At 43.4% G+C, this 25,866-nt stretch carries 17 protein-coding genes; 6 read left to right on the top strand and 11 right to left on the bottom strand.

All coding sequences use genetic code 11. The features are described 5' to 3' along the window. Positions 1–33: 33 nt before the first annotated feature. From DXX94_RS05300 to DXX94_RS05275, 6 genes are read right to left on the bottom strand one after another with little or no spacing between them, the layout of a single operon-like run. A complete protein-coding gene (locus tag DXX94_RS05300) occupies positions 34–1,737 on the bottom strand; it encodes a BatD family protein (RefSeq protein WP_116014332.1) in 1,704 nt (567 codons plus the stop codon). A gap of 2 nt (positions 1,738–1,739) precedes the next feature. Then, on the bottom strand, positions 1,740–3,653 hold the full coding sequence (locus tag DXX94_RS05295; protein ID WP_116014331.1) for a vWA domain-containing protein: 1,914 nt from the start codon (positions 3,651–3,653) through the stop codon (positions 1,740–1,742). Positions 3,654–3,655: 2 nt separating this feature from the next. After that, positions 3,656–4,657, bottom strand: a complete 1,002-nt coding sequence (locus tag DXX94_RS05290) for a vWA domain-containing protein (protein ID WP_116014329.1) — start codon at positions 4,655–4,657, stop codon at positions 3,656–3,658. Then, positions 4,650–5,201: a DUF4381 domain-containing protein gene (locus DXX94_RS05285; protein WP_116014328.1), complete on the bottom strand. Its 552-nt coding sequence runs from the start codon at positions 5,199–5,201 to the stop codon at positions 4,650–4,652. Before DXX94_RS05285 ends, DXX94_RS05290 begins: the two co-directional genes overlap by 8 nt. Beyond that, on the bottom strand, positions 5,189–6,196 hold the full coding sequence (locus DXX94_RS05280; RefSeq protein ID WP_116014326.1) for a DUF58 domain-containing protein: 1,008 nt from the start codon (positions 6,194–6,196) through the stop codon (positions 5,189–5,191). Before DXX94_RS05280 ends, DXX94_RS05285 begins: the two co-directional genes overlap by 13 nt. Before the next feature lie 10 nt (positions 6,197–6,206). Beyond that, on the bottom strand, positions 6,207–7,163 hold the full coding sequence (locus DXX94_RS05275; RefSeq protein WP_116014325.1) for an AAA family ATPase: 957 nt from the start codon (positions 7,161–7,163) through the stop codon (positions 6,207–6,209). Positions 7,164–7,425: 262 nt separating this feature from the next. Here DXX94_RS05275 and fadI point away from each other — a divergent pair, with 262 nt between their 5' ends. Together fadI and fadJ are read left to right on the top strand one after the other, a co-directional pair. Next, complete coding sequence (gene fadI / locus DXX94_RS05270) at positions 7,426–8,730, top strand: acetyl-CoA C-acyltransferase FadI (RefSeq protein WP_115999611.1); 1,305 nt, start codon at positions 7,426–7,428, stop codon at positions 8,728–8,730. Further along, complete coding sequence (fadJ, locus tag DXX94_RS05265) at positions 8,730–10,880, top strand: fatty acid oxidation complex subunit alpha FadJ (RefSeq protein WP_116014323.1); 2,151 nt, start codon at positions 8,730–8,732, stop codon at positions 10,878–10,880. Before fadI ends, fadJ begins: the two co-directional genes overlap by 1 nt. A 918-nt stretch (positions 10,881–11,798) precedes the next feature. Here fadJ and DXX94_RS05255 read toward each other — a convergent pair. The 3 genes from DXX94_RS05255 to DXX94_RS05245 all read right to left on the bottom strand — a co-directional run bounded on the left by DXX94_RS05255 (position 11,799) and on the right by DXX94_RS05245 (position 19,880). Further along, complete coding sequence (locus tag DXX94_RS05255; RefSeq protein ID WP_116014322.1) at positions 11,799–12,104, bottom strand: hypothetical protein; 306 nt, start codon at positions 12,102–12,104, stop codon at positions 11,799–11,801. A 220-nt stretch (positions 12,105–12,324) separates the two neighbouring features. Beyond that, positions 12,325–16,854, bottom strand: a complete 4,530-nt coding sequence (locus tag DXX94_RS05250; RefSeq protein ID WP_181901482.1) for an EAL domain-containing protein — start codon at positions 16,852–16,854, stop codon at positions 12,325–12,327. A 239-nt stretch (positions 16,855–17,093) separates the two neighbouring features. Beyond that, positions 17,094–19,880: an insulinase family protein gene (locus DXX94_RS05245; RefSeq protein WP_116014319.1), complete on the bottom strand. Its 2,787-nt coding sequence runs from the start codon at positions 19,878–19,880 to the stop codon at positions 17,094–17,096. 212 nt (positions 19,881–20,092) lie between these two features. Here DXX94_RS05245 and sixA point away from each other — a divergent pair, with 212 nt between their 5' ends. Beyond that, positions 20,093–20,584: a phosphohistidine phosphatase SixA gene (gene sixA, locus DXX94_RS05240; RefSeq protein WP_116014317.1), complete on the top strand. Its 492-nt coding sequence runs from the start codon at positions 20,093–20,095 to the stop codon at positions 20,582–20,584. 32 nt (positions 20,585–20,616) lie between these two features. Here sixA and smrB read toward each other — a convergent pair whose 3' ends face one another. Then, positions 20,617–21,150 (bottom strand): endonuclease SmrB, encoded by a 534-nt coding sequence (gene smrB, locus DXX94_RS05235; protein ID WP_116018315.1) that lies wholly within the window; start codon positions 21,148–21,150, stop codon positions 20,617–20,619. Positions 21,151–21,239: 89 nt separating this feature from the next. Between smrB and prmB the strand changes: the two genes are divergently transcribed. The 3 genes from prmB (at position 21,240) to DXX94_RS05220 (ending at position 24,969) form a co-directional block, all read left to right on the top strand. Beyond that, positions 21,240–22,241: a 50S ribosomal protein L3 N(5)-glutamine methyltransferase gene (gene prmB, locus DXX94_RS05230; protein WP_116014316.1), complete on the top strand. Its 1,002-nt coding sequence runs from the start codon at positions 21,240–21,242 to the stop codon at positions 22,239–22,241. Further along, positions 22,241–23,329 (top strand): chorismate synthase, encoded by a 1,089-nt coding sequence (aroC, locus tag DXX94_RS05225; RefSeq protein WP_116014314.1) that lies wholly within the window; start codon positions 22,241–22,243, stop codon positions 23,327–23,329. Before prmB ends, aroC begins: the two co-directional genes overlap by 1 nt. A 488-nt stretch (positions 23,330–23,817) precedes the next feature. Continuing rightward, positions 23,818–24,969 carry an MFS transporter gene (locus DXX94_RS05220; protein WP_116014313.1) on the top strand — a complete coding sequence of 384 codons (1,152 nt, stop codon included), beginning with the start codon at positions 23,818–23,820 and terminating at the stop codon, positions 24,967–24,969. A 303-nt stretch (positions 24,970–25,272) separates the two neighbouring features. Here the strand turns inward: DXX94_RS05220 and DXX94_RS05215 are convergent, their stop codons facing one another. Next, a complete protein-coding gene (locus DXX94_RS05215) occupies positions 25,273–25,581 on the bottom strand; it encodes a hypothetical protein (protein WP_116014311.1) in 309 nt (102 codons plus the stop codon). Between the last annotated feature and the right edge of the window lie 285 nt (positions 25,582–25,866).

Below are 25,866 nucleotides of genomic sequence, written 5' to 3'. Positions count from 1 at the left end.
AAGTGCTCCTATCAGCCGCAAATTGGTGTCAATTTAAGGATTTAGCGAGGGCAGGGGGCTAGCTGATTTACTCTGTTGCTGATTACTGATTCGATTGACGGCAGCAACGAGCGCTTTACTTGACCAATTTGATTGGTCTGCTGGCGTATTTGCAGCAAAACAATGACGTTGTAATTCATCAATCGCCATCTGTAGTTCAGTGTCTTGGCTAATCTGTTTTAACTCTGCGATGGTTTCAACTGTAGCTGTGTGTTTGTCGCTTTTGGCTAGTTGATTGAACCACGGCACCAACAAACTAATCACTTTATGGCCGTCTTGCTGCTTACATGCGGCAATCAGTGCAAGCTGGGCATTGCTAACGGCACTTGGCGTCGTCTGAAGTGACTTGTCTTGACGGTTATTTCGACTGCGGCGCACTAATTCCGTGATAATCCAAGCAAGGCTCGTCGCTATCCAGAGGCCTAAAAATAACCATTGCAACCAATGAGCTTGATAAACAGTTACGCTTTTACCTGAAGCAGGTGAGAAATTATTGCTAGCGATAGGGCTTGTTGAGGCAACAGTGGGGCTAACAGTTTGCTCACCAGCGATTACTTGAATCGTTTTAGCTGGCAATGTCGCCGTTTCGATGCGATTAGTGATGGTGTTAAACCAAGGCACTTCCACCTCTGGCAAGGTGTACTCACCGGGCTGGCTAAACACTATGGCAAAATTGCTCACCGCTTGGCTAACATGGCGGCCATTGGTTGCATTTGCATGTGTCGTTTGTTGATCTGGATAGATTTTAATACCGCTTGGCGCAGTTAGCTCAATATCTGGTAGCTGTTCTTCGCTAACACCCACTGCGGTTAATGTAATGGTGCGGGTGATAGGTTCACCCACTGTATAGTTTGTACCAGTTCCTTCTGATTGCCATTCTTCGTGCAAAGTTAGTAATTCACTCGGTAACCAATGGCCAATAAAGCTTGCCGGCATAGGTTTTACTTTGATTGGCAGCTCATCACCTAACACGCTAATGGCCTTACTTTCGCCAAAGCTTAGGAAGTTAGAGCGGCGACTAGATTGCATCATAATTTCACCGCTAAACATTGGCGAGCGCAGCACAAAATCACCACTTTGCTGTGGAGTGACCGAGAAAGTACGGATAATTACGCGATAACGTTTACCATTAACGCGGGTATCTGACTCTTTATCTTTGCCCACTTGAACAATGGTTGCCCCTTCAAGCTCTGGCTCGGTTAAACTGCCACGTTTGAGTTCAGCGCCAATATGAATATTAACGGTCAGCGTCAGCATTTGTTGCACATAGACTTCGGTATTGGAAACTTGCGCGGTAATAAATACGTCTCTCTGCTGGCTCGCTGCAGGGTCATTAGTATCAAGCACTGTTAGTGTAATTGGGGTCGTGTATTGGTCTTCTATCGATAGGGTAGGAATGGTGATATTTCCCATTCTACGAGGGATAAGCACCGTTTGCCAAGTGGTCGTACGTGTGGTGTTAAAATTCACCATGCTAGTTTGTGAGCTAACCGATGTGCGGCCAACGATAAAATCGGCAAGAAGTGGCGAAGTATCAAGTGCATTAGCGTCAACATCATCATCAGCGACAACGGTAAGTACTACAGACTCCTTAACCGTTACCGGGTTTTTATCGACACTGGCGGTGACTTTCGTTAGCGCTTGGCTTGCTGGTGAAAAACTTAGCCCTAGCATTAGCAAGGCTGCTAGCCATAACATTCTTACCACTTTTTCTTAACTCCGTTGTTTGAACCTTCTTGGCGTCTTTTTTGGTATTCCAGCTGCATTTTATTACGCAGTAGTAAATAAGGATCGTCGGTCACTTTTTTCAGTAATTGCTGATGTTTTTGTGCTTGCTCTTGGTCAACCGGCTGGTCACCTGCTGTTGCCGCTTGAGCCTGCTGCTGCGCATTCTCTGCTGATTCTTCCTGTTGCTGATCACTTACAGCGTTATCTTGTGACTCTTTATTTTGTGCAGCGTCTTGCCCTTGCTGCTCTGGTGGCTGAGAGCTGCTATCTGAGCTGTTTTGCTGGTCATTTTGGCTATTTTGCTGACTCGAATTTTGTTGGTCATTGCTCTGTTGCTCATCATTTTGGCTCGCATCACTTTGTTGGTCTTGCTGACTTTGCGATTCGTCACCTTGTGAGCCTTGACCTCGCTGATCGTTTTGTTGCTGCTGATTTTCTTGCTGACCGTCTTGTTGGTTGTCCTGATTCTGATCTGAGCTTTGTTGATTTTGCTGCTGGTTTTCTTGCTGATTCTTAAGCTGCTCAATTAAGGTTTTGTTAGCCTGAGCATCGCTATGCTCTGGTGATAGGGCTAACGCTTGCTCATAAGCTTTAATGGCTTCGTCAAACTGTTGCATTTTAGCTAACGCATTACCTTGATTGTAGTACCCTTGCGCGGATTCCAATTTACCAAATGCCTCAGCAGCAGCCTGATAATTGCCCGCTTTATAAAGTGAAGAGCCTTTCCACATTGGGTCGTTAAACGTGTTAGCAGCCTGCTCAAATTCCTGCTGGTTGAACGCTTTTTGTCCTTGTTGATCTTTAGTTTGCCATAAGCTTTGCCAGTCAATTGCCATTGCTTGCTCGCTTGGCGTCAATAATAGTAATGCGGGTAACACGCCCAAGAGTAAGCCACGGCGAAAATAAGGCAGCAGTAAAAGAAGTACAACAACCAGTAAGTAAGGACCTGCTTCTTGCCACTGATCGCCTAAGTTTTGCTCGCTTTCGACTAGTTCATCGCTATCAGTACTGTCTTTATCCTGCACTCGTTTAGCATTGCTAATTAAAGCGTCAATATCATAGCTATCGCTGCGAATCGTTTGGTACTCGCCGCTACTTTTACTGGCAACGCCATATAAGAATTGATCTGATAATTTCGGCACGACAATAGCACCGCGATCATCTTTCATCAGCTCACCGTTAGGTAATTTGATCGGGGCGCCTGCTCGTGTGCCAATGCCAAGTATATTAACTGTATGCGGGTATTGAGCTGACCAATCATTTAAATCTTTAATGTCTTCTTGGTCGATACCGTCGGTAAACCAATAAATATCACCTTCGACATGTCCCGCATTGGCTAACATCTGCTGTGCAAGATCAAGTGCAGCTAACGGATTGCTTCCTAGTGCAGGCATTAACTCTGGGCTTAACGATGGCAATAATAGTTTAATGTTATTGATATCTTGAGTTAGCGGGCTAATAACAAATGCATCGCCAGCATAAGCGACTAAACCTATGTCTCCTTCATTGAGGTTGTCGAGTAAATCAACGGCCTTAAAACGGGCTCTGGTTAAGCGGTTAGGCGCTAAGTCAGTGGCATACATGGAATAGGACATATCCATGACAATCACAGAACCACGTTCAACTTGATAAACCGGCTGGGGCAACTTTTGCCATGTTGGGCCAGCTAAAGCGATTGTTGCCAATATAAAAATGAGGCTGACGGGAACAACGGATAACCCTTTGGTTGGGCCACCTTGCTCCATCATGCGCGCTGCCAAATGTGGCGGTAAAATGTTAGACCATCCGCTGTGATTCACTTGCAAGCGTTTCACTAACCAAATAATTAGCGGCAGTGCGAGTAGGGCGATTAACCACATTGGTCGAATAAAATGAAATTCTGACATGGCTAGGCTCCCGAATCTCTGGATAAGCGGCCAGTAGGCAGGTTAAGCCACAGTAAATGCAGTAACGCGATAATCATTGCTAAAGCAAGCGGCCAGAAGAACAAGGCGGTTAATGGGCGCATTTGTTGCTGATCTTGCTCCACAGGCTCCAGCTGATCCAGCAACTGATATATCTGCGCCATTGATTCGCTGTCACGAGCACGAAAATAACGGCCACCTGTTTGCTCCGCAAGCTCAGTTAAGGTTTTCTCGTCTAGCTCACTGGATGGGTTAACTTGGCGCATGCCAAAAAGCGAGCGTTGCAGCATAACATCGGCGCCAATACCGATAGTGTAAATAGTAATGCCTTTGGCAACAGCTAGCTCCAGCGCTTGCTCTGGGGTAATTCTTCCGGCGGTATTTTGACCATCGGTGAGTAGCAATAATACGCGGTTTGACTCTTCTTTTTGCTCAAAGCGTTTTACTGCCAGGCCAATCGCATCGCCAATTGCCGTTTTTTGGCCAACTAAACCAAGTACTGTTTCATCGAGCATTTGCCCAACGGTTTCGCGATCAAAGGTCATCGGGGTTTGCATATAAGCATCGTCACCAAACAAAATTAGCCCAAGGCGATCGCCAACGCGGCGCTCAATAAAATCGCCAAGTAATACTTTAAGCATTTGCAGGCGGTTCACGGTACTGCCGCCTAGCTCCATATCTTCAACGCGCATACTGCCGGATAAATCAACGGCAATCATCATTTCACGGCCTTCGGTCGGAATATCAATGGGCTCACCTAACCATTGGGGGCGGCTGGCGGCAAGAACTAATAACAGCCAAACCAAAGACAATACGAATAACGGAAGTTTTTTATTGGTATCCGCTTGTGCACCCGCATCTAAGCCAGTGACAAGTGCAGGGACTTTTAAGGCTGCAACTTGTACTTGGCGCTTTGCCGGTAAAAAATACACCAAGAGTGGCAGTGGCAGCGCCAATAATAAGTAAGGCCAAGCAAAACTAATCATCTTGACCTCGAGTAGTTGTTTTCATCGTTTGTTTCACGTTGCTTTCGTTAGCTGTGTTTTTGTTATCTCTGTTTTTATTAGCGGCAGCTAAAGCATGTTTTTTTGCAGGTAGTGCATGAGTTAACCAAAAGCGTATGGCTTGGTTAAATTTATCTAGGCTTAACTCTGTATTGGCTTGATAAATATCGCTAAGGTCTTGTGGCATCAGTTGTTCAAAGCTTGCTTGTTTTTTTAACGGCAGTGCGGCAACTAAGAAGGCTCTTAACTCTCGGCCAAATAAGCTGGCTGTTTCCTGCCGTGGAAAGTAACTAATGAGCGCTAATTTTAGCAATTGATTGCTGCTTTCCAGTGTTGCTGAGCTTGATAATGCAGTTAAAAGCTGTCGCTGTGTTTTGCGCACTTTACGATAGCGAATAAAGGCCAACACTGCCCAAATACAAAAGCCAATAATAAGCATCAGTAGTAGCCACCAACCGGGGGCAATCGGCAAGTTAGTCACTTGCTCAGGTAGGTGAATATCTTTAAGTTGCGCTAACGGATCCATTGGTGTGCTCCGTCTATCAGTTGTTGCTCGAGTGACTCGCCCGCAGATAAGATCAGCAACCTTGCTCCTGCTTGGCGAAAGAGCTGTTTGCGCGCTGCCATTAAGCCGTCAACTTTGGATTGATAATTTTGCGCGGCGTGTTGATCGCCTAAGGTTACCTGTTGACGCTGCTCACCGTCTGTCATTGCTACATTAAGACGCTGATCAGAACTTGGCAGAGCCATTTCAAGTGGATCAGTGATCAAGCAGACAATCAGCTCACAATGGCGGCTTAATTGCGATAAATGGCGAACACTTTCGCTGCCAATCGCATGACCATCGGTAATTAAATACACCAGGCTACCCGGTTTCGCCAGCTGCCTTAGGCGCTGGCAGTTGTCAGCAAACGCGCTAACAAAATCTCGAGCAGCTAAGGCCTGCTGGTTGGCAAAACTGGCGGCATGCATGGTTACTAAGTGATGCAAATAATGTAATACCCCTTGCTTGCGCGAGCGGGGTTTACATTCTTGGTGACTGGTTTCGTTAAATACCATGCCACCTAATCGGTCGCCTCGTGCTTTGGCATGCCAAGCGACAAGAGCTGCAATATGCGCTGCTTGCACTGATTTACATAGAAGTTGGCTACCGAATAACATGCTGGTGCTTAAATCGGTTGCAACCAGCACTGGACGCTCTATTTCTTCACGGTAAAGCTTGGTATGCGTTTTTCCGGTACGTGCGGTTACACGCCAGTCAATCGCCCGAATATCATCACCGTGCTGGTAATGACGTACTTCGTCAAATTCCATACCACGGCCTTTACTGCGCGATAAGTAATTACCAGACATGCGTGATTGTTGATTGCGCGATGCTTTCAAATCAATCAAGCTGGTTTTACTTTGATAGCGCAAGAGCTCTTCAATACTGAGCGTCAGGCCATCGCTTTGTAACTCGTTTAAGGTTTGCGTTATTGCGGCAAACTTGCCTGTGTCGGCGGCGCGACTAAACCACTTCATCACAAACCCACTAAGCGATTGCCACCAAAGATAATAAGTGACTAATCACTTGGTTCGTGGTCACGCCTTCGGCTTCAGCTTGATAAGTTAGCAATAACCTGTGTCTTAGCACGTTGTGAACAACGGCTTGCACATCTTCTGGGCTAACAAAATCGCGATTATGCAACCAGGCACGGGCACGAGCACAGCGATCTAAGGCAATTGTCGCACGTGGGCTAGCGCCAAAGGCTAACCATTGTTTTAACTTGTCGTCGTATTTTTCAGGTTGGCGAGTGGCAATAATTAAGTCAACAATATATTGCTCAACCGCAGGTGCCATATGAATTTTTAAGACTTCTTCACGAGCGGCAAAAATTTCCTCTTGCGACAGGGTACGCAGTGGTTTGTTTTCGGTTTTTAATGCTTCACCACGGTTGAGCTTTAAGATTTCTAGCTCACTAGCGGCATCTGGGTAGCTGACATCAAGGTGCATTAAAAAGCGATCAAGCTGGGCTTCAGGCAGTGGGTAAGTACCTTCTTGCTCTAGCGGGTTTTGTGTTGCCATCACCAAAAACAGCTCGGGTAATTGATAAGTTTTACGACCAACGGTGATTTGCCCTTCAGCCATGGCCTCAAGCAGTGCCGATTGCACTTTCGCGGGCGCACGGTTGATTTCGTCGGCCAGTACCAAGTTTCTAAATAATGGGCCAGACTGGAACACAAAGGTGCCGTCTTCCGGGCGGTAAATATCGGTACCGGTTAAATCAGCAGGAAGCAGGTCGGGTGTAAACTGAACGCGGTGAAAATCTGCCTCTAAGCCATCAGCTAACGCATTTACGGCGCGGGTTTTAGCAAGGCCTGGTGGGCCTTCAACAATTAAATGACCGTTAGCGAGTAAGGCGATTAACAGGTTTTCGACCATATTTTGCTGGCCAATAATTTGTTGAGATAGGTGCTCTTTAAGAGTTGAAAAATGCTCGATAGTCATAAGAATTGTTTACTATTTATCTTCTATTTTTATGTATTTACGACAACACTAAGGGAAAAGTTAGTGACTGCCGAGAATATGACGCTGTTTGTTATATAAGGTTCAAACTATTTATTACAAGCACAAACTTGTAAGAAAATTAGTGCGTGTCGTTGTCATGATCAACATGCCCTAAACAGGGGAAAGTTGAAAAAAATATCTTAAGCGTTAAAATTGAAGAAAACCCAAAGAGGTCAGACCTCTTAAATAAGAGAGATAAACAATGTCCCATACCATAGCGACTCCAAAAGGAGAGCGTATTGCCGTTGTCGCAGGCTTGCGTACGCCTTTTGCTAAACAGGCAACAGCCTTTCATGGCGTACCTGCCGTAGACCTAGGAAAAATGGTGGTTAATGAGCTCATGCAAAAGCATGACATTGATCCGAAAATTGTAGACCAACTCGTGTTTGGTCAAGTGGTGCAAATGCCGGAAGCACCCAATATCGCCCGTGAAATTGTCTTAGGGACGGGTATGAATGTGCATACCGATGCTTATAGTGTCTCACGCGCTTGTGCAACGAGTTTTCAATCTACCGTTAATGTTGCCGAGTCGATCATGGCTGGCGTGGTTGATGTCGGTATTGCTGGTGGCGCTGATTCTTCATCAGTGGCGCCAATTGGGGTGACGAAAAAGCTGGCCAAAACGCTATTGGATTTATCAAAAGCAAAAACTATGGGGCAAAAGTTTGCGCTAGTTAGACAACTTGGCCTGAAAGACTTATTGCCTGTACCACCTGCTGTTGCTGAATACTCGACTGGCCTTTCAATGGGACAAACGGCAGAGCAAATGGCGAAAACGCATGGTATTACTCGCCAAGCACAAGATGAATTAGCGCATCGCTCACACGTATTAGCAACTGAAAGCTGGGCTGCTGGCAAACTTGATAATGAAGTGATGGCGGCGCATCCACAGCCTCACAAATCATTTATCGAAAAAGATAACTGTATTCGCGAAAACTCAGAGTTAGCTGGTTACGCCAAGCTTCGTCCGGTGTTCGATCGCAAACATGGCTCAGTAACGGCGGCGAACAGTACAGCGTTAACCGATGGTGCGGCTGCGGTATTGTTGATGCGTGAAGGGCGTGCCAAAGAGCTAGGTTACAAGCCGCTTGGTTATATCAAAAGCTATGGTTTTGCTGCTATCGATGTATGGGAAGACATGCTAATGGGGCCAAGTTACGCAACGCCAATCGCCTTAAAACGCGCAGGTATGGAGTTAAGCGATTTAACATTAATCGAAATGCATGAAGCATTTGCGGCGCAAGCATTAGCAAATATGAAGATGTTTGGCTCGACTAAGTTTGCTAAAGAGCATTTAGGTCGCGACAAGGCGATAGGTGAAATTGACATGGACAAGTTCAATGTTATGGGCGGTTCACTGGCTTATGGTCACCCATTTGCGGCAACAGGTGCCCGCTTAATTACCCAAACACTTAATGAATTAAATCGTCGTGGTGGCGGTGTTGGCTTAACCACGGCGTGTGCTGCGGGTGGTTTAGGTGCAGCCATGATTGTGGAGACAGACTAATGACTGAAACAACGACTCAAGCTGGCGAAAACAGCGTATTTTCGCTAGTGCGTCAAGAAAACGGTATCGCCCATTTGATTATGGATGTACCGGGCGAAACCATGAACACGCTTAAGGCAGAATTTAGTGAGCAAGTCACTGAAATGCTAAAAGAGATCAAAGACGATAGCAGTATTACTGGTGTTGTGATTGTTAGTGGTAAAGCCGATTCATTTGTCGCGGGTGCTGATATTAACATGTTAGCTAGCTGCACCACGGCAGAAGAGGCAACTACCTTGTCTCGTCAGGGGCAGATGGTTTTCGATCAAATGGAGAAGTTTCCTAAGCCAATTATTGCCGCCATTAATGGCCCGTGTCTTGGTGGCGGCTTAGAACTAGCCATGGCGTGTCATGCACGTATTTGTAGCGATAGCCCGAAAACGGCATTAGGTGTACCTGAAGTGCAACTTGGCTTATTGCCAGGTGGCGGAGGCACCCAGCGTTTACCTAAGCTTGTTGGTATTCAAAAGTCATTAGATATGATGCTGACGGGCAAACAGCTGCGTGCTAAACAAGCACTAAAAGCTGGGTTAGTGGATGATGTTGTACCGAATACTATTTTGGTCGCAACCGCTGAAAAACTGGCGTTAGCAGGCAAAGTTAAAGCTAAGCAGCTGAAACGCTCGTTAATGGATAAGTTACTTGAAGGTAACTCATTTGGTCGCAAAGTTGTTTTTGATCAAGCGAGCAAGTCAGTGTTGGCGAAAACTAAGGGTAATTACCCAGCACCATTAAAAATTATTGATTGTGTGCGCACTGGTGCAGAAAACTCACCAGCGATGGGTTACCAAGTGGAAGCCGATCATTTTGGCCACTTAGTAATGACGCCAGAGTCAGAGCAGCTGCGTAACTTATTCTTTGCCACCACAGAAATGAAAAAAGAAGATGGTGTTGAAGGGGTTGCTCCTGAAAAGGTGGCTAAAGCGGGCGTACTAGGTGGTGGTTTGATGGGCGGTGGTATTGCTTTTGTTACCGCAACCAAAGCGAAAGTGCCAGTGCGTGTGAAAGATATTGCACACAATGGCATTAATGCCGCGCTTAAATACAGTTTTGATTTACTGAATAAGAAAGTTAAGCGCCGTTTTATGCGCCACAGTGAAATGCAAAAGCAAATGTCAGCCATTACAGGCACGTTAGATTATTCTGGCTTTAACGATACTGATATTGTTGTTGAAGCGGTATTTGAAGACTTGTCATTAAAGCAAAAAATGGTTGCTGATGTTGAGCAACACTGTAAGCCTGAAACGATTTTTGCCAGTAACACCTCAAGCCTGCCAATTGGCCAAATCGCTGAAAAAGCTGAGCGCCCTGAGAATGTGATTGGCCTGCATTACTTTTCTCCTGTCGATAAAATGCCATTGGCAGAAATTATTGCTCACGAGAAAACCTCAGATCAAACTATCTCAACGACAGTGGCGTTTGCCAAAAAACAAGGCAAAACACCGATTGTGGTTAAAGACAAGGCGGGTTTCTTTGTTAACCGTATATTAGCGCCTTACATGAACGAAGCAGCGCGTATGTTACTTGCTGGTGAGCCAATTGAGAAACTTGACAAAGCGCTGGTTAAATTTGGTTTCCCTGTCGGGCCAATGCAGTTACTTGATGAAGTTGGCATTGATATTGGCGCTAAAATCTCGCCAATTTTAACCGCTGAATTAGGCGAGCGTTTCACCGCGCCTGAAGCCTTTGATCGATTAATCAATGACGGTCGATTAGGCAAAAAGTCAAACAAGGGTTTCTACCTGTATGGCAAAGCTGCCAAAAAAGGTAAAAAACAAGTGGATGAGACCATTTATGGTTTACTTGGTATTACCCCAAGTGGCAGCTTAACAGAGCAGGAAATTGCTAAGCGTAGTGTTTACATGATGCTAAACGAAGCAATGCGTTGTTTAGGTGAAGGTGTCGTGCGTAATGCCCGAGATGGTGACATTGGCGCAATTTTTGGCATTGGTTTCCCACCATTCTTAGGCGGTCCATTCCGTTATATTGATAAAGTTGGCGCGGTTAATATCGTCAACCAACTGAATCAGTGGGCACAGCAGCATGGTGATCGTTATAAACCATGCCAAGCACTCGTTGATATGGCAGAGCAGGGTACTACTTGCTACTAACTATCAGCACTTGGCAGACCTGCTTTTAAATTGGCACCTTTAATTTAACACGCTAAAAAGAGCTCATGATTTATCGAACACGAGCTCTTTTTTGTAGAATAATTGCTCAATTTGCTTTTCATGCCCATCGAGTTTTGTTATATTTCTGCTCGTTTTTTCGTCAGCAGGTTTCGCTTGTTTTTAGCTTAGAGCTTATCAAGTTAAGTACTTTTCAAGTTTAGCTCTTAGGTAAAGCAATAGGTGGCTTGCGATCTTAGCCTAGTTCTCTTTTCGACTTAGTATGTGATGGGTGTTGTATTATGTTGTTACTAGTGGTTGTCTGCTCTTTAGTTTCTTCATTATTTTTTTACTGCCAAGCACTATCAAATGGTTTAGGGCGCAGACGTTGGGCGTTGGGTGGCTTAGTTTTTGGACCAGCGTTATGGCCAATGTTTTGTATGAAAAAACGTATGAAAGTGAATAAAGCGTTTGGGTTTAATTACTTAATATTTAAAGCCTAACGGCTATTGTCTTACGATTTTCTAGGCCGCTATACTCATCTTTTTTTGAGCTGGATTTGAGCTTATTTTAAGCGAACAGTTACTTGGATTATGCTAAGTATCTACTTAGCTTCTTATATGGCTCTCTAAATAGATTTCCGCTGGGTTGCAGTAGCTATTATGAATTTCCTGTCTTGTCTTTGAGCAACTGCTAATAACTGATAAGCGAACTTCCTTGTCGCATATTATTTGATTAACTGTATAGCTATTAACGACTACTTAACTGTTTTCAAGTAATGGTCGACGTCAATGCGACGATTAATTGACTAGCTTTTTTATTTCCACCACGTCGAAGCAGGTGCTTCTTTAAATTCAATCTTAGCCGCAATTGAATTTTCGTGATGTTTTTTATGAAAAAGCGATTTAATAAAGTTAATCATTAAATACGGCTCTCACGACGCTTTTGACTGATACGAGACTCACGACGTTTTTGGCTAACTAACTCTAGCTCTTCACTAATGCGAGATTCGCGACGTTTTTGACTAATACGTGATTCACGACGCTTTTGGCTTGCTAACTCAAGCTCTTCACTAATGCGAGACTCACGACGTTTTTGGCTAATACGTGATTCACGACGCTTCTGGCTAACTAAAGTGGCTGAATCGCCATCAACAACTTGTTCTGTATCAATAGTTGCTTGTTGTGTTAGTGACATTGAGATTGACATTAGAATAGAAGTTAACATTTTGTTTTTCCTTATGGTTATTGATTTAATCCGTATAAGGTTTAGCCAAATGTATGCCAATTTGATTTGTTATATTGTAGGTGTGCTAACCTGTTGAAATGTAATGTTTTATTTTTATTTGCGTTAGCTTTTGGGAGTGTTCAATGCAAAAATGTCAAAATCCTGCCAAACAAGCGGCAAAGCTTAGATCAGTGAGGCAAAATTTTGACGTGCAAGTTATTTAGCTGTTGATGAAGCTCGTTGATTTATCAGTAATTTGATAGCTTAGTAGGTACTTTTGGAAGTCATTTTCAGGTAATGGCTTACTATACAAATAACCTTGTAACTGTTCGCAGCCAAGGCCAGCTAAGAAGCTCAACTGATTATTATTCTCTACGCCCTCTGCAACAACCTGCATACCTAAGTTGTGAGCAATGGTTACTATGGTTGCCACCATGTTTCGACCTTGATCTGAGCTTTCAATATCGTCAACGAAAGCCTTGTCTATTTTCAACGTATTGAGTGGGAATTTCTTCAAATAAGCAAGAGAAGAGTAACCAGTACCAAAGTCATCTAGGGCTAAATGAATGCCCATTGAGCGGATTTGCAGCATGGTATCAATAGCTTGCTGCGGCGAATCCATTACAGTGCCTTCGGTAATCTCAAGCTCTAAGTGCTTAGCCGGTAGCTGACTTTCTTCTAAAATATTGGCAATCATCTGCGGCAAATTAGGTTGCGTAAACTGGACCGCGGATAGGTTAACCGCGACACGACCATCAAATAACCCCGCATCAATCCAGCGCTTAGTTGCAAAACACGATTTTCTTAAAACAATTTCACCAATATCAATAATTTGCCCTGTTTCTTCTGAAATAGGAATAAACGCGAGTGGGCTGATAATGCCTTTAGTTGGTGTTTCAAAACGCACTAGGGCTTCCATGCCAGAGACTTTACCGCTGACAATGTCTATTTTAGGCTGATAGAAAACCGAGAAATAGTCTTCTTTTAAACCATGGCGAATAAGCGTTTCAATTTGAATACGCTTCACCGCTTGCTTATTCATTGAATCACTGAAGAATTGATATCGATTACCGCCATTGCCTTTCGCGTGATACATGGCGGTATCGGCATTCTTAAGGAGTTCTGCTGGCGTCGCGCCATCTTCTGGGTACAGCACAATACCAATACTGCTAAACAAGACAATCTCTTGGTTTTTAAGTTTTAGTGGCTGAGCAATGCAGTTAAGAATTTCTTTGGCGAGCGTTGTTACCGTATGAATATCATTGGTATTTTCAATAATAATACTAAACTCGTCACCACCAAGGCGATATACACTGATACGCTTGCCGCCGACGCGAGCAATTCGTTTCGCCACTTCAACTAAGATAAGGTCGCCGACTTGATGCCCCATGGAGTCATTAATTTTTTTGAAATTGTCAAGATCGAAGACTAACAAGGCATGAGGCATTTTGCTTTTCACCAAACGCTGTTGGTTCGCTTGGAAATATGAACGGTTGGGCAAGCCTGTTAGCGTGTCGGAATTCGCTAGGCGACGCAGTTCAGCGTCTGATGCTTTGCGCGAAGTAATGTCTGAAAATACGCCAACAAAATGCGAAATATTGTCGCCTTCGTCACGAATAACATCTAAGGTTAATTCACAGTAATAAAGCTCATTGTTGTGGCGCAAACTTTCAATTTCACCTTGCCAACTGCCTTCAACAACCAACTGCTTTTTAATTGATTGCGTAAAATTAGCGGGGTAGCGATTAAACTGCAATTGTTCGCCAATAACATCGGTTTTGCTTCTGCCGGTAATGCGGCTAAAAGATTTGTTAACATCAATGGTGTTAAATTGACGGTCGTAAATAACGACTGCGTCAGAAATGTTTTCAATACACTTGGCAAATAATTTAAGCCTTTCTTCTGCTTTTTTTATTTGACTAACGTCTTTAAGGGTACCTGTCATTCGCAATGGCTTACCTTGCTCATTACGCTCAACCACTTTGCCTCGGTCGAGTACCCATACCCAGTTTTCTTGTTTATCTAGAACGCGATACGTTGTCTCGTAGTGTTCAGTTTTGCTATCAAAATGATCTTCTAATGCGTTGGTTACCCGCTTGATATCATTTGGGTGAATATTTGTTTGCTCTGTTCCTACATTACGTGTGCCATCTTGTGGGAACTCTAAAATGCCCCAGATATTTGAACGAAATATTTTCTGAGTACGAATATTCCAGTCCCACATTTCGTCACCACTTCCCCAAAGCGAAAGTTTTAATCGCTCTTCACTTTTTTTGATCTGATAGTGATATTCGTGACGATGTCGTAACTGCTGCAAGAAGTATGCGCATAGTAGGATGCCAGCTAAGCCATACAGAATAACCGCGCTTTGGTCTAACCACCACGGCGGGGCGATAGTAAACGAAAGCTTAGTACCTTCAACAAGCGTCTGGTCAAAAAGGTCAAAGGCTTCAACCTCAAACGTATATTCGCCTGAGCTTAAATTCGTGTAGGTCGCACGCCTGTTTTCGTTGTCAGCTTCAACCCAGCTTTCTTCTAGGCCAATTAAGCGGTAGCGGTATCTGGTTTGGTTTTTTAGCTTGGCATTAGGTGCAACAAAATCAAAGCTTAACGGGAAGTCTCGGTAACCTATGGTAAATGCTTTAGTATTCGCTAAATTCATAGGAAAGTGTTGGCCCGCAAACTGTTCTAGTGTCTCAATGTTTTTATTCGCAATGTTGATTTTGCTGATGACAGGCGTTGATATTGACTGTGTTGTATTAAATAGCTGTTGTGGCTTGAATTTTACATAGCCTTTAGGGCTACCAAAATATGCCCAGCCTTCTTTTGTTAATAGCGCAGAATGACTATTAAATTCGATGTGATCCAACCCATAATCCAGATCGAACTGCTTTAACGTTAAGCTGTTAACATCAATTGCGCCAATTCCCTTATTGGTCGCAAACCATAGCTGATTGTCAGGCGACATTAGTAAGTCGGCCACGTAGCTATTGCCCAAACCATTGCCTTCAATGAAATTTTTCACTTGACTGGTTGCTAAGTCAATATAGGTTAGGCCTTTACCGTTTGAAGCCAACCACAGGCTGCCTTGGCCGAGTATTAAATGGCTTACCGTTACTGAAGGTGAATAAATATCAGCTAAAGAATAAATAAACTCGAATGTTTGCTGAGTAATTGAAAATTTATAAACGGCTTGGCTTTCGGTCAGTACGAGTAGACTATCGTTTGTCTGTTTCTGCAGTAAAACGGCCGCTTGTTCACCGCCAGGCAGAAAAGTTAATACCTGCTCACTATTGCTGTTGAAACAGCTGACATTTCTTGCTGAGTCGATTTGGCAAAGGTGGTTGTTAAAAGCAACTAGCTCTTGCATTTTATGACTGGAAGCTGTCCAAGCTTGAAAGTGTCGAAGCGTCAGTGACTCAGTATTGAATTCGAAAAGCTCTTGTGAATAGCTTTTTAACCATAAACTATTACTGTCTTTAACGTGCACTTGCGCGACTTCAATGTTTAGCGATATTGGCTGAGCTAGCTCGGCATCAAGAGGTTGTTTAAACAGTTCACCTGATTCATTACTAAACCACAGGGTCCCTGCGCTGTCTTGCGCAAATGAGGTGAGCCAAAGGTCATGGGTTAACTGCGTTATAGGACCTGTTTTAATCAGCTTACTGCTGTCTCTGTGCTTTTGAATACCGCCACCATAAGTGCCAAACCATAAGTTACCAACCCTATCTTGATAAGATGTCATCACCCATGGCTCTTCAAAGCCATTCGGGGCTGAACCTTTTTTCGCGACTTGGCTGATTGATAGGGTCAATAAATCAATGGCATTGATACCTTCTTTGGTCCCAAGCCATAGTTTGCTGCCTTGGGTCGGTAATAAGGTTCTGATTTGGTTTGACAGTAATTGGAAGTCAGTCGATTGTTGGGTGATGTGGTGTTTAAGCTGGTAACTTTTATCAACAATAAAAATACCGTTGTCGGTTGCTAGCCAATAGTTTTCTGCAATTTCTTTAATATCAAATAATGAAGTAGCATCAATAGTGAAATTCCATTGGCTGGTTTTTTCACCTGCAACCTGTAGGTGTTTTATCAGACTAAAGCTTTGATTAGAAAGATAAACGCCATCATCAAAAGTACCTAACCAAATGTTTTCCTTGTCGTCTTGGTAAATACTTTTTACTGCTTTAAAACTTTCGCCTGTAGTGCCATTTTCTATCCGTGTAAATTGACCATTAGCGGTATTGAACTTATGCAGGCCTGATTCTGTCGCGACGAGCAGTTGAACACCATCTGCATTGGAAACAACCTCATAAATAGTCCAAATCGTGTTGTCGGATAGGGCATTAGTATTGCCTTGATTAGAGGGGGTAAGAGCGTTTTCCTGATCGGTGGTGAAATTATCAAAGTTATTACGGGAAGGATTAAATCGGCTGAGGCCACCTTTTGTACCAACCCACAAGGTATTTTCGCTGTCGATAAATAAGGTTCGAATATAATTGTCAGCCACCGAATTTGGATCTTGAACATTGTGTCGATAATGCACAAATTCAAACCCGTCATAACGGTTCAAACCATCGGCTGTTGCGAACCAGAGAAAGCCATTACTGTCTTGGACTATAGAAAATACGTAGCTTTGTGATAGGCCATCGGAGGTGGTGAATTGCTGAAAAGTTGCGTTATTTTCGAAGTAGCTAGCGTGCGTTGTTTTGTTAACCAATACCGACGATATTGATACAGCAATTAACAGCAAAAATAAGAAAACTCTATGTAAAGCTATATGTAAAGAAAGAACAGCCAAATTATTTTGCTAGCAGCCTAGGGCTTAGCTAGTTCATTTATAATTATTGTTTGCTACATTTAATCGAATGCTTTGTGCTAAGTCAAATTTGTTGATAAAAGTGTAGGATATATGCTCAAACAATGGTCGGTAATGTCTCAATCTTGATAAACATTAGCCTAAGGTTTGGCTAAAAACTTGGTGCCTGAGCTTTAGTATTTTCGTTCCGTCTTTTGGCTTAGTTCACTTGGTTCGTTAATTATTGTGGCGCCTCTATCTTCCCATTGTTTACTTTGCGTTTTATTCTCAAGTGAAACTAATGTTAATCGGCCAATGAAGTCTTGATTGTCAGTTTTACATAGTACCTCGTCGATAAAAGCAATGACTTGTTCTAGCGATATGTCATTGATAGCTTCAAGCAAGCGCTGTTTGCGATCAAAGGTAAAATCTTGATTGGATATTGCAGCCCAAAAGCGTTGACTTTTCGTGCGTAAGCTAGTGTCTTTTTCTGCTAACTGTGCACTTAGGCCAAATTTAAACGTTTGCCATTGCTCATTGGTGACACCTGCCAATTTATCACTCACCGTTGCAATAAACTCATCCATAGCGCTGACTAGTTCAACCGGTGAGGTATGTGGTGACTGGATGTAAAATGCAATACCAGGGTAGCGGTTAATAGGAATATAACCGACATTAACTAGATACCCATATTGCTTTTCTGTGCGCATTTCTTGGAAAAACAGAGGTGCGAGAAAATGACTGGTTAGCATGGTTAGTGCCGTTGAATGTTCGTCTTTTTCTGCTTGTGGGTAATAGCACACGGCTGCGTGATCATGCTCGGGCAGTAACACTGGCACTATATATTCTTGGTGTCCATTGATATCTATAACTGGGCAGCTAACGTGATTACGACCATCAAAGCAATGGTTAAACCCGTCTTCTATTTGCTTAGCAATTTGTCGAGCGTGACTTTCTAGCCAGTTGCCGTGGATCAATACCTCAAGGGTGATATGTTCGAATAATCTACCACAAAAGCGCATAAACTGAGCAAACGAGATTGAGCTAACCGTTTCCAATAATTCACTTGCAGCCGGATTGTGAGGCTGCATTAGTGAGCTCAAGGCCGCAAATAGTTGAGAAATAGATTTGTTCTTGTCAGCATTTTGCCACTGCTTAATATGCAATGCTTTGCTCTGCTCAAATGCTTGCTCAGTAAAGTTATGTTGAATAAGGCTGGCCAACAGTCTTTCTAGTAGCAATGGCTGCTTTTCACTGAGCCCTGATAGTTGCAGTGTCATCCCACCTTGATGCGCATAGAGTTGATAGTGAATACCAGCTAACTCAGCGTCATAATGTTCTTCAATCACTTGATCACTAAAAATATCAACAAACATTCGCGTCATGACAATGTTAGCGGTGGATGCAATGGCAAGTGGCGAATCTATACCGATATAGATGTACCCTTTGGGCACTTTATAAGTTGTATCTTGCTTGTACCAAACACATAAGCCATTGTGGTTGTCAATTAGCGCAGGCTTGCTTGACTCATGGCTATGAGGCCAAACCTGAGGTTTGTCTATGATGTAAGGGTTTGGTGCTGGTAGTGTTAAGTCTTGATGCACAGTTATGGTTTGCCAGCGCTCTAGTGTTTGAGGCGAAATGGCACATATATGATAGGGTACTTGATACCAAGGGCTTAGCTGATCACATTGGTAATTTTGCCCAATTTTAACGATGCGACAGTTGTTAGGAGACAAAAAGGTTAACAAGTGCTCTACGCTGTCATCGCACATACCTGCCATTAAATAATCGCCGGCGATATAGTCTTCCACAGGGTAGTGTTGCATGTTCACCGCGAGCTGGTTCACTGAATCGAGTGGCTTGAGCCTTTCCATATAGTCAAAAGCGATGCACGCGAGCTTTTGCTTTTCAATGTAGTAAGTGTGCGATAACGGTTTTGATTTTAATAACTGAATATAGCTAAAAACGATGTCGAGAATACGATCAATCTCTTGCTCTCCTTGTTCGGTGAGCGAGATGCTGATATTGAAATCTTTGAAGTTTGAACCGTTTATCCCTGAGCCCGCGGTAAGCCCCAAAGCCAAATGCTGTTGCTTGAGTAGCGATAGGATGCTGCCTTTGCCTTCATGTCCTAGCAGGTAAGTAAGTACTGATTCTGGCTTGTGCTGATAATATTCATCGATACCTGGCATCGCAAAGCTGACAATTAACTGCCTTTCTTCTTTGACTGGGGTAACCGATATTTCTTGCGTTAAGTGCTCAGCTAAATATAACGGTGTGGTGATCGTTTTTTTATCGCCACCAGCCTTGATGGATGAAAAGTACTGTTTAGCGAGCTGCTCTAATTCGTCAAGTTGCTGCGGCCCTTCGATGGCAAGGGTCATTAAATTAGCGCGATAATTTTGTTCAAAATAAGCAAGAATATCTGCTTGTGCGCTTTGTCCATCGCGATCGGCTAAGGTTTCAAGGTTGCCGACAGAAAACTGTGAAAATGGATGGGCTTGGTTTACGGTTGCCTTGTGAACGTCGTATAAGCGCCTAATGTCGTCTTTTAATTTTAATTTGAACTCGGCATCGATATTTTGTCGCTCAGTTTCGACAAATTCTTCGCTCAGTAGCGGGCAGATAAAAAAGTCAGCAAATCTTGCTAGGGCTTCAGGTAAGTAATTACTTTGAATGTCAAAAAAGAAGCAGGTGTGCTCGGTGCCTGTCCATGCATTATGATGGCCACCGTGCTGACTGATAAATTTTTGGTACTCACTACCATCGGGATAATTTTTAGTGCCCAAAAACAACATGTGCTCAACAAAATGCGCTAGGCCTTCGCGGTCTCTAGGGTCATCAAAATGACCAGCATTAATTGCCAAAGCTGCCGCTGCTTTTTCAGACTCAGTGTTTTGTACAAGTAGCACTTGTAAACCATTGCTAAGTGTCAGCGGCTGATATTGTTTTTTGTCATTAGGGCTTTGTTTCAACATAAATTCCTATTTCACACTTATATCGAACAGCACCATCGGAAAATCGTGTATATACTTTTGATTATAGCGTTGTTTTTGTTATAAATTACTTGAGGGAATAACGCCAGTTTATTTTATTCTTAAGAGTTGTTATTAATCATAACGTGTTTCTTTTACTATAGCCGGAATTTTTTACCAATAACCGCGATTTATTGAAGTGCGGGAGACAGTTAATGCAGATTTTGATAATGCGACATGGTCAAGCAGAAGCGACGGCCAACTCTGATGCGGAACGTGCATTAACTGAATACGGTATTAATGAAGCCGCTATAATGGGCAAATGGTTGGCGAGTAAATCAATTACGCCAAGCAAAATTTGGGTTAGTCCTTATTTGCGTGCTCAGCAAACCTATCAAACCCTTGCTGAATATTTGCCTCTGTCGACTCAAGCGCTAGCCGAGTTAGTTGTTACTCAGTCCATGATCACCCCGTCAGGCTCAGCGTCTCAAGTACGCGATTTAATCGATGGTGAATTGATGTCGACACCAACAGAAACCTTATTGATCGTTTCTCATATGCCATTGGTGAGTTATTTAGTGTCAGAATTCACACAGCAGCAGTTTGCTCCTATCTTCCAAACGGCAGGTGTTGCTGAAATAGAATATGATGTAAACACTATGCTTGGCGAACTCAATGGCGTCGTCGCGCCAAGTGATTTAGGCTAGCTGTTATTTAGATTAGCTAAGGCTTACTTTTATTAATACTTGTCTTTAATATCAACAAGCGCGAGTAGAGCACCGTCACCACCATACTCCAAAGGCGCTTGATGAAATGCTAGTACGTCAGGGTGCTGCACTAGCCAGTGAGGTACTTTATTCTTAAGAATTCGGTTGCCAATACCGTGAACAATGCACACACAGCGCGCATGCTCTTTATGACAAGCTAGCAACAGGGCAGCAATCTCGCGTTTAGCATGTTTTTGCGTTAACCCGTGTAAATCTAAAATTAGCTCGGGATGATAAATTCCACGGCGCAGGTTTTTGGCTTCATAGCTGTCGGTGCCTTCTTTAACGTATTGCATTGGACCTGTGCGATTTAGATCGGGCTCAAATTCATCTGAAAAATGAAACTCAGCCACTTGTCTCGTCGTCATTTGATTTGCTTTTACAACCGCAGAAGTCGGGCGCTTTTTTTGATGCACGACTTTGTCTTGTTTAAGCCGTTTAACTTTACCAATTTCATCTTTGAATAATTGCTTCTCTTCAGCGGTTAATAAATCTTTAAATTTCATGGCAAAGTTGAACACGTAAACAGAGTTTAATGATATAGTAGTTGGCCTTTTTTGTCCTCCATTAGTACGCCAGAACGCGCAAGATAGCTATGTCAGAAAAAACAGTGTCAACCACCTCAGAGCCACAGCAAGAGTCGCTCAATCCCGACATCACTAGCCAAGAGCTAGCAAATCCAATATTTGAACAATTAACGACGATTGAAGATTGGATTAGGTGGGCGGCAAGCGAGTTTAATCGCGCTGATTTGTTTTTTGGACACGGTACTGACAATGCTTGGGATGAAGCAGTTAAATTAGTGATGTACACACTGACGCTGCCCAACGAGTTATTTGAACGTTGCAAATCAGCCAGACTATTAGCTGATGAAAAGCAGGCATTATTTGAACTTATTGCGCGCCGTATCGAGGAGCAAATTCCCGCAGCTTATTTGACCAACCAAGCAAGTTTTGCTGGTTTGTCATTTTATGTGGATGAGCGCGTACTTGTGCCACGTTCGCCGATTGCTGAGTTGATAGATAATCAGTTTGCCCCTTACTTGTCACGTCAGCCTGCGCGTATATTAGATCTTTGCACGGGCAGCGGCTGTATTGCTATTGCGTGTGCTTATGCCTTCCCTGATGCAGAAGTGGATGCCCTCGACTTATCGACAGATGCGCTGAATGTTGCGCAAATTAATATTGAAGGTCACGGTTTAATGGCACAAGTTATTCCGATTCAGTCTGATCTTTTTGCTTCTGTCACACAGGAAAAATATGATTTAATTGTGACGAATCCACCGTATGTCGATCAGGAAGATGTTGACAGCTTGCCTGCTGAATTCACTTATGAACCAGAAATGGGGCTTGGCTCTGGTCACGACGGCTTAGATATCACTCGTGAAATATTAGCCAGAGCAGCAAGTCAACTCAGTGATAATGGCATTTTGGTTTGTGAGGTAGGTAACTCACAAATTCATGTTGAAGCAACTTATCCTGAAGTCCCTTTTCATTGGGTTGAGTTTACACGCGGTGGACACGGCGTTTTTGTACTAACAAAGGCACAATTAGAAGAATATCAAGAAATTTTTAATCAACGGGTCGTTGCAAGATAATGTCAGGTAATACATACGGAAAATTATTCACGGTCACCACGTTTGGTGAAAGTCATGGTCTAGGTTTAGGTGCTATTGTTGATGGCTGCCCACCGGGTATAGAAATCTCGGAAGCAGATTTGCAGTTTGACCTTGATCGCCGTAAGCCTGGCACATCTCGTTATACCACAGCTCGACGTGAAGCAGATCAAGTGAAAATTATGTCGGGTGTGTTTGAAGGTAAAACAACAGGTACACCCATTGGCTTGTTAATTGAAAACACCGATCAACGCTCTAAAGATTACGGTAATATCGCACAAAGCTTCCGTCCGGGGCACGCTGATTACACGTATACGCAAAAATATGGTTTTCGCGACTACCGTGGTGGTGGTCGTTCGTCAGCGCGTGAAACAGCAATGCGTGTAGCGGCTGGTGCGATTGCGAAAAAGTATTTAAAACAACAATTAGGTATTGAGATTAAGGCCTGTGTGACACAAATTGCTGACGTTAAAGCTGAGCAGTTTAACTGGGATATTGTAGAGGAGAATCCTTTCTTTTTCCCTGACGACACTAAGCTTGACGCGTTAGATGAAATCTTGCGCGGCATTATTAAGCAAAAAGATTCGATTGGCGCGAAAATCATGGTGGTTGCCACAGGCGTACCTGTTGGTTTAGGCGAGCCGATTTTTGATCGTTTAGACGCTGACATTGCTCATAGTTTAATGAGCATTAACGCGGTTAAGGGCGTTGAAATTGGTGACGGTTTTGAGGTGGTCAACCAGAAAGGCTCAGAGCACCGCGATGAATTAACACCTGAAGGTTTTGCTTCTAATCACGCTGGTGGCATATTGGGGGGCTTGTCTTCAGGACAGCCAATTGTAGCCAATATTGCGCTTAAGCCAACTTCAAGTATTGGCGTCAGCGGTCAAACCATTGATGTTGACGGACAGCCTATGGATATCGCAACGAAAGGGCGTCACGATCCATGTGTTGGTATTCGCGCTGTACCTATTGCTGAGGCTATGCTGGCGTTAACCCTAATGGATCACTATTTACGCCATCGTGGTCAAAACGCCGATGTAGCCTGCGCTACACCAGTAATTGAATAGGCTGGCGGCAAACACAAGCAAGCTTAAAAAAGTTAACTTATCTTAAGCTGCTAAGCGATAAAATTGACATAGCTCGCCGCGGCGAGCTTTTTTATAAGCGATAATAATACCAATTGAATTAATTAATTGATCAATTCAGAGCGTTGTCAGCGGTGGGAGAATAAGCCAAATTTGTGCCGATATAGTTATTCTACATCCAATAAATTTGGCGCAATAATCGCAGTGCTTACACGCTCCCGAAGGGCGAGTTTAAAAGGCTCATATTCGGCGTTATTGATTTTGACAAGGGAATAGCCATTCTTTGCAATCAATGCCTGCCTATGAGCCTTTTAATTCTCGCTGAATAATTAAGTATTTATTTCAATTGGTATTAAACCCTTTCAAATAAGGACTGGCGAACTTATACAATGTCGCTCCTAAGAGTTTGGTAAGGCTGGACCTATCCAAACCTTCTTTTTGTTACCAATATGGAAGTAATTTTCTAACACATGTTATCTAACTTTGTTCGCTTATCGAACGGCTATTTTTGGTACTTCGCCGTACTTGGTTTAGCCATGCCATTTTTAGCGGTTTTTCTTGAAGGGCGAGGATTTAATTCCCGCCAAATTGGTGAGCTACTTGCGATTTTTACCGCCACTAAAATTGTAGGACCATCTTTTTGGGCATTCTTTGCCGATAAAACGGGCAAACAACTTGTCGTTATTCAAGTGGCTAGTACGCTGGCAATGATTTCATTTTTTGGCTTGTTCTTTGTTGATGGTTATTGGCCAATTGCTATTGTACTAGCACTATTTAGTTTATTTTGGACAGGTATGTTGCCTCAACTGGAAGTGTTAACGCTGCACTCGATGCGAAAAAGCGCAAAGTTTTACGCGCGTATTCGGCTTTGGGGCAGTTTAGGTTTTATTGCGCTTGCCGTGCTTAGTGGGGAAGTTATTGCCAGCCAAGGCAGTGAAACCTTTGTTTTACTCGGTTTAGTGGTACTGATTGGTTTATGGTTATCAACCTTGTTGATGCGCGATAAAAGAGGGCGTGCACCAAGCGAACCAGACACGAGCTCAATGCTAACCCCCCTTATGTCACGCAACTTTATTTTATTCTTTGTCGCTGGTTTATTGTTGCAAGTAAGCTTTGGCCCTTACTACTCATTTTTCGCCCTGTATATTCGTGATTTAGGCCACCCTAGCTACGCAGTTGGTCTGTTAATTGGTGTTTCTGTGGTGGTTGAAGTCGCGACATTCATACTTGCAGGGCGTATATTCAAGCGGTTTAGTGTTTATCACTTATTAATCTTTAGCTTTTTAAGTACTGCACTGCGCTGGCTGCTAATGGGGCTCTGGGGCGAGCATATGGCATTACTGGTGTTTACCCAGCTTATTCATGCGGCAAGCTATGCACTTTACCACAGTGCGTCGATGCAGTTTATTCAACACCATTTTCGTGAAAATCAACAAAACAGGGCGCAAGCGCTCTACATTAGTGGTGTTTATGGGGTGGGTGGCGCGATCGGTGCGTACGCAGCTGGCTTATTGTGGCTAGATGGTGATGGGTTAACGCAAACACATATTGCAGCGGCGATAACTGCGTTACTGGCGGGTATTATTTCTTTGGCAATGAATAAGAAACAGTTGGAATCATAAGCTGTAGCCTATGGCATAGCATTCAGCACAATTAGACGTTACATCTGCGTGTTTTCTGTTGCTTGTGTTGAAGTTAGTCGAGTGTTGGGTCGCTTGATGCAGAATTACTCTTGAAAAGTTGGAAAATCAATCGACCTCTAATAGGTCAAACCCCATAAGGGAGTAAACACCTAAACTATCGGATCTCATACATCGCCAAGTAAAAGGTGTTGGCTAGCGATAGGAAGCTTGAGTTGCCTTGCAGCCTAAATAGGTGAATATCCAAATTAGTTTTTCAGGTAAAAATTTTGGGGGATACTAAAACTATTCGCCGCCTCCACCATCACCACTGCACCCGCCAGAATCTCCCCAGCTGCTAGACTTACTACCATCACACTGCCAATGAACATGAGAATGTGAACTGACATTACTACCAGTATTATCGGAGCGATAACCTTTGTGTATTTTTCGCCTGCGACTGTTCAACTTATTGGTTGAAGCAATTGCGGTTAGCAGAATAGTAATACCAGCTATGAATAACAGTATGGTAATAATCACTGGTACTTCAGAGCTGAGTGTTACAATGCCTACGCATGTTAACCCAATGCCAGCAATAAAATTGAATAGTTTCATATATGCTCCATGTCATTACTCTAAAATGACTTCTCTCGATTGATTTCCCTATAACTTCCAATTGCATCACACAGACCCAATGCGCAATGCTAAATAACAAACCCTATATTATGAAGAAATCGCTTAATTGGCTAGTAGCCGCTAAAGGTTGGTTGGCAATTGTGCAAGCCGCTAGTGAGAACTTTAGCGAATTGCGTTCTATTGTATATTGGTATTAGAGCAATAGACGCTTTAAATTATTAATCTAAGGTCTGATTACTGCTAGCTGAAAGGTTGTCTTGGTTT

Source organism: Thalassotalea euphylliae (assembly GCF_003390375.1).
Classification (GTDB): Bacteria; Pseudomonadota; Gammaproteobacteria; order Enterobacterales; family Alteromonadaceae; genus Thalassotalea_F; species Thalassotalea_F euphylliae_A.
This window is presented reverse-complemented; position numbering and strand designations above follow the sequence as displayed.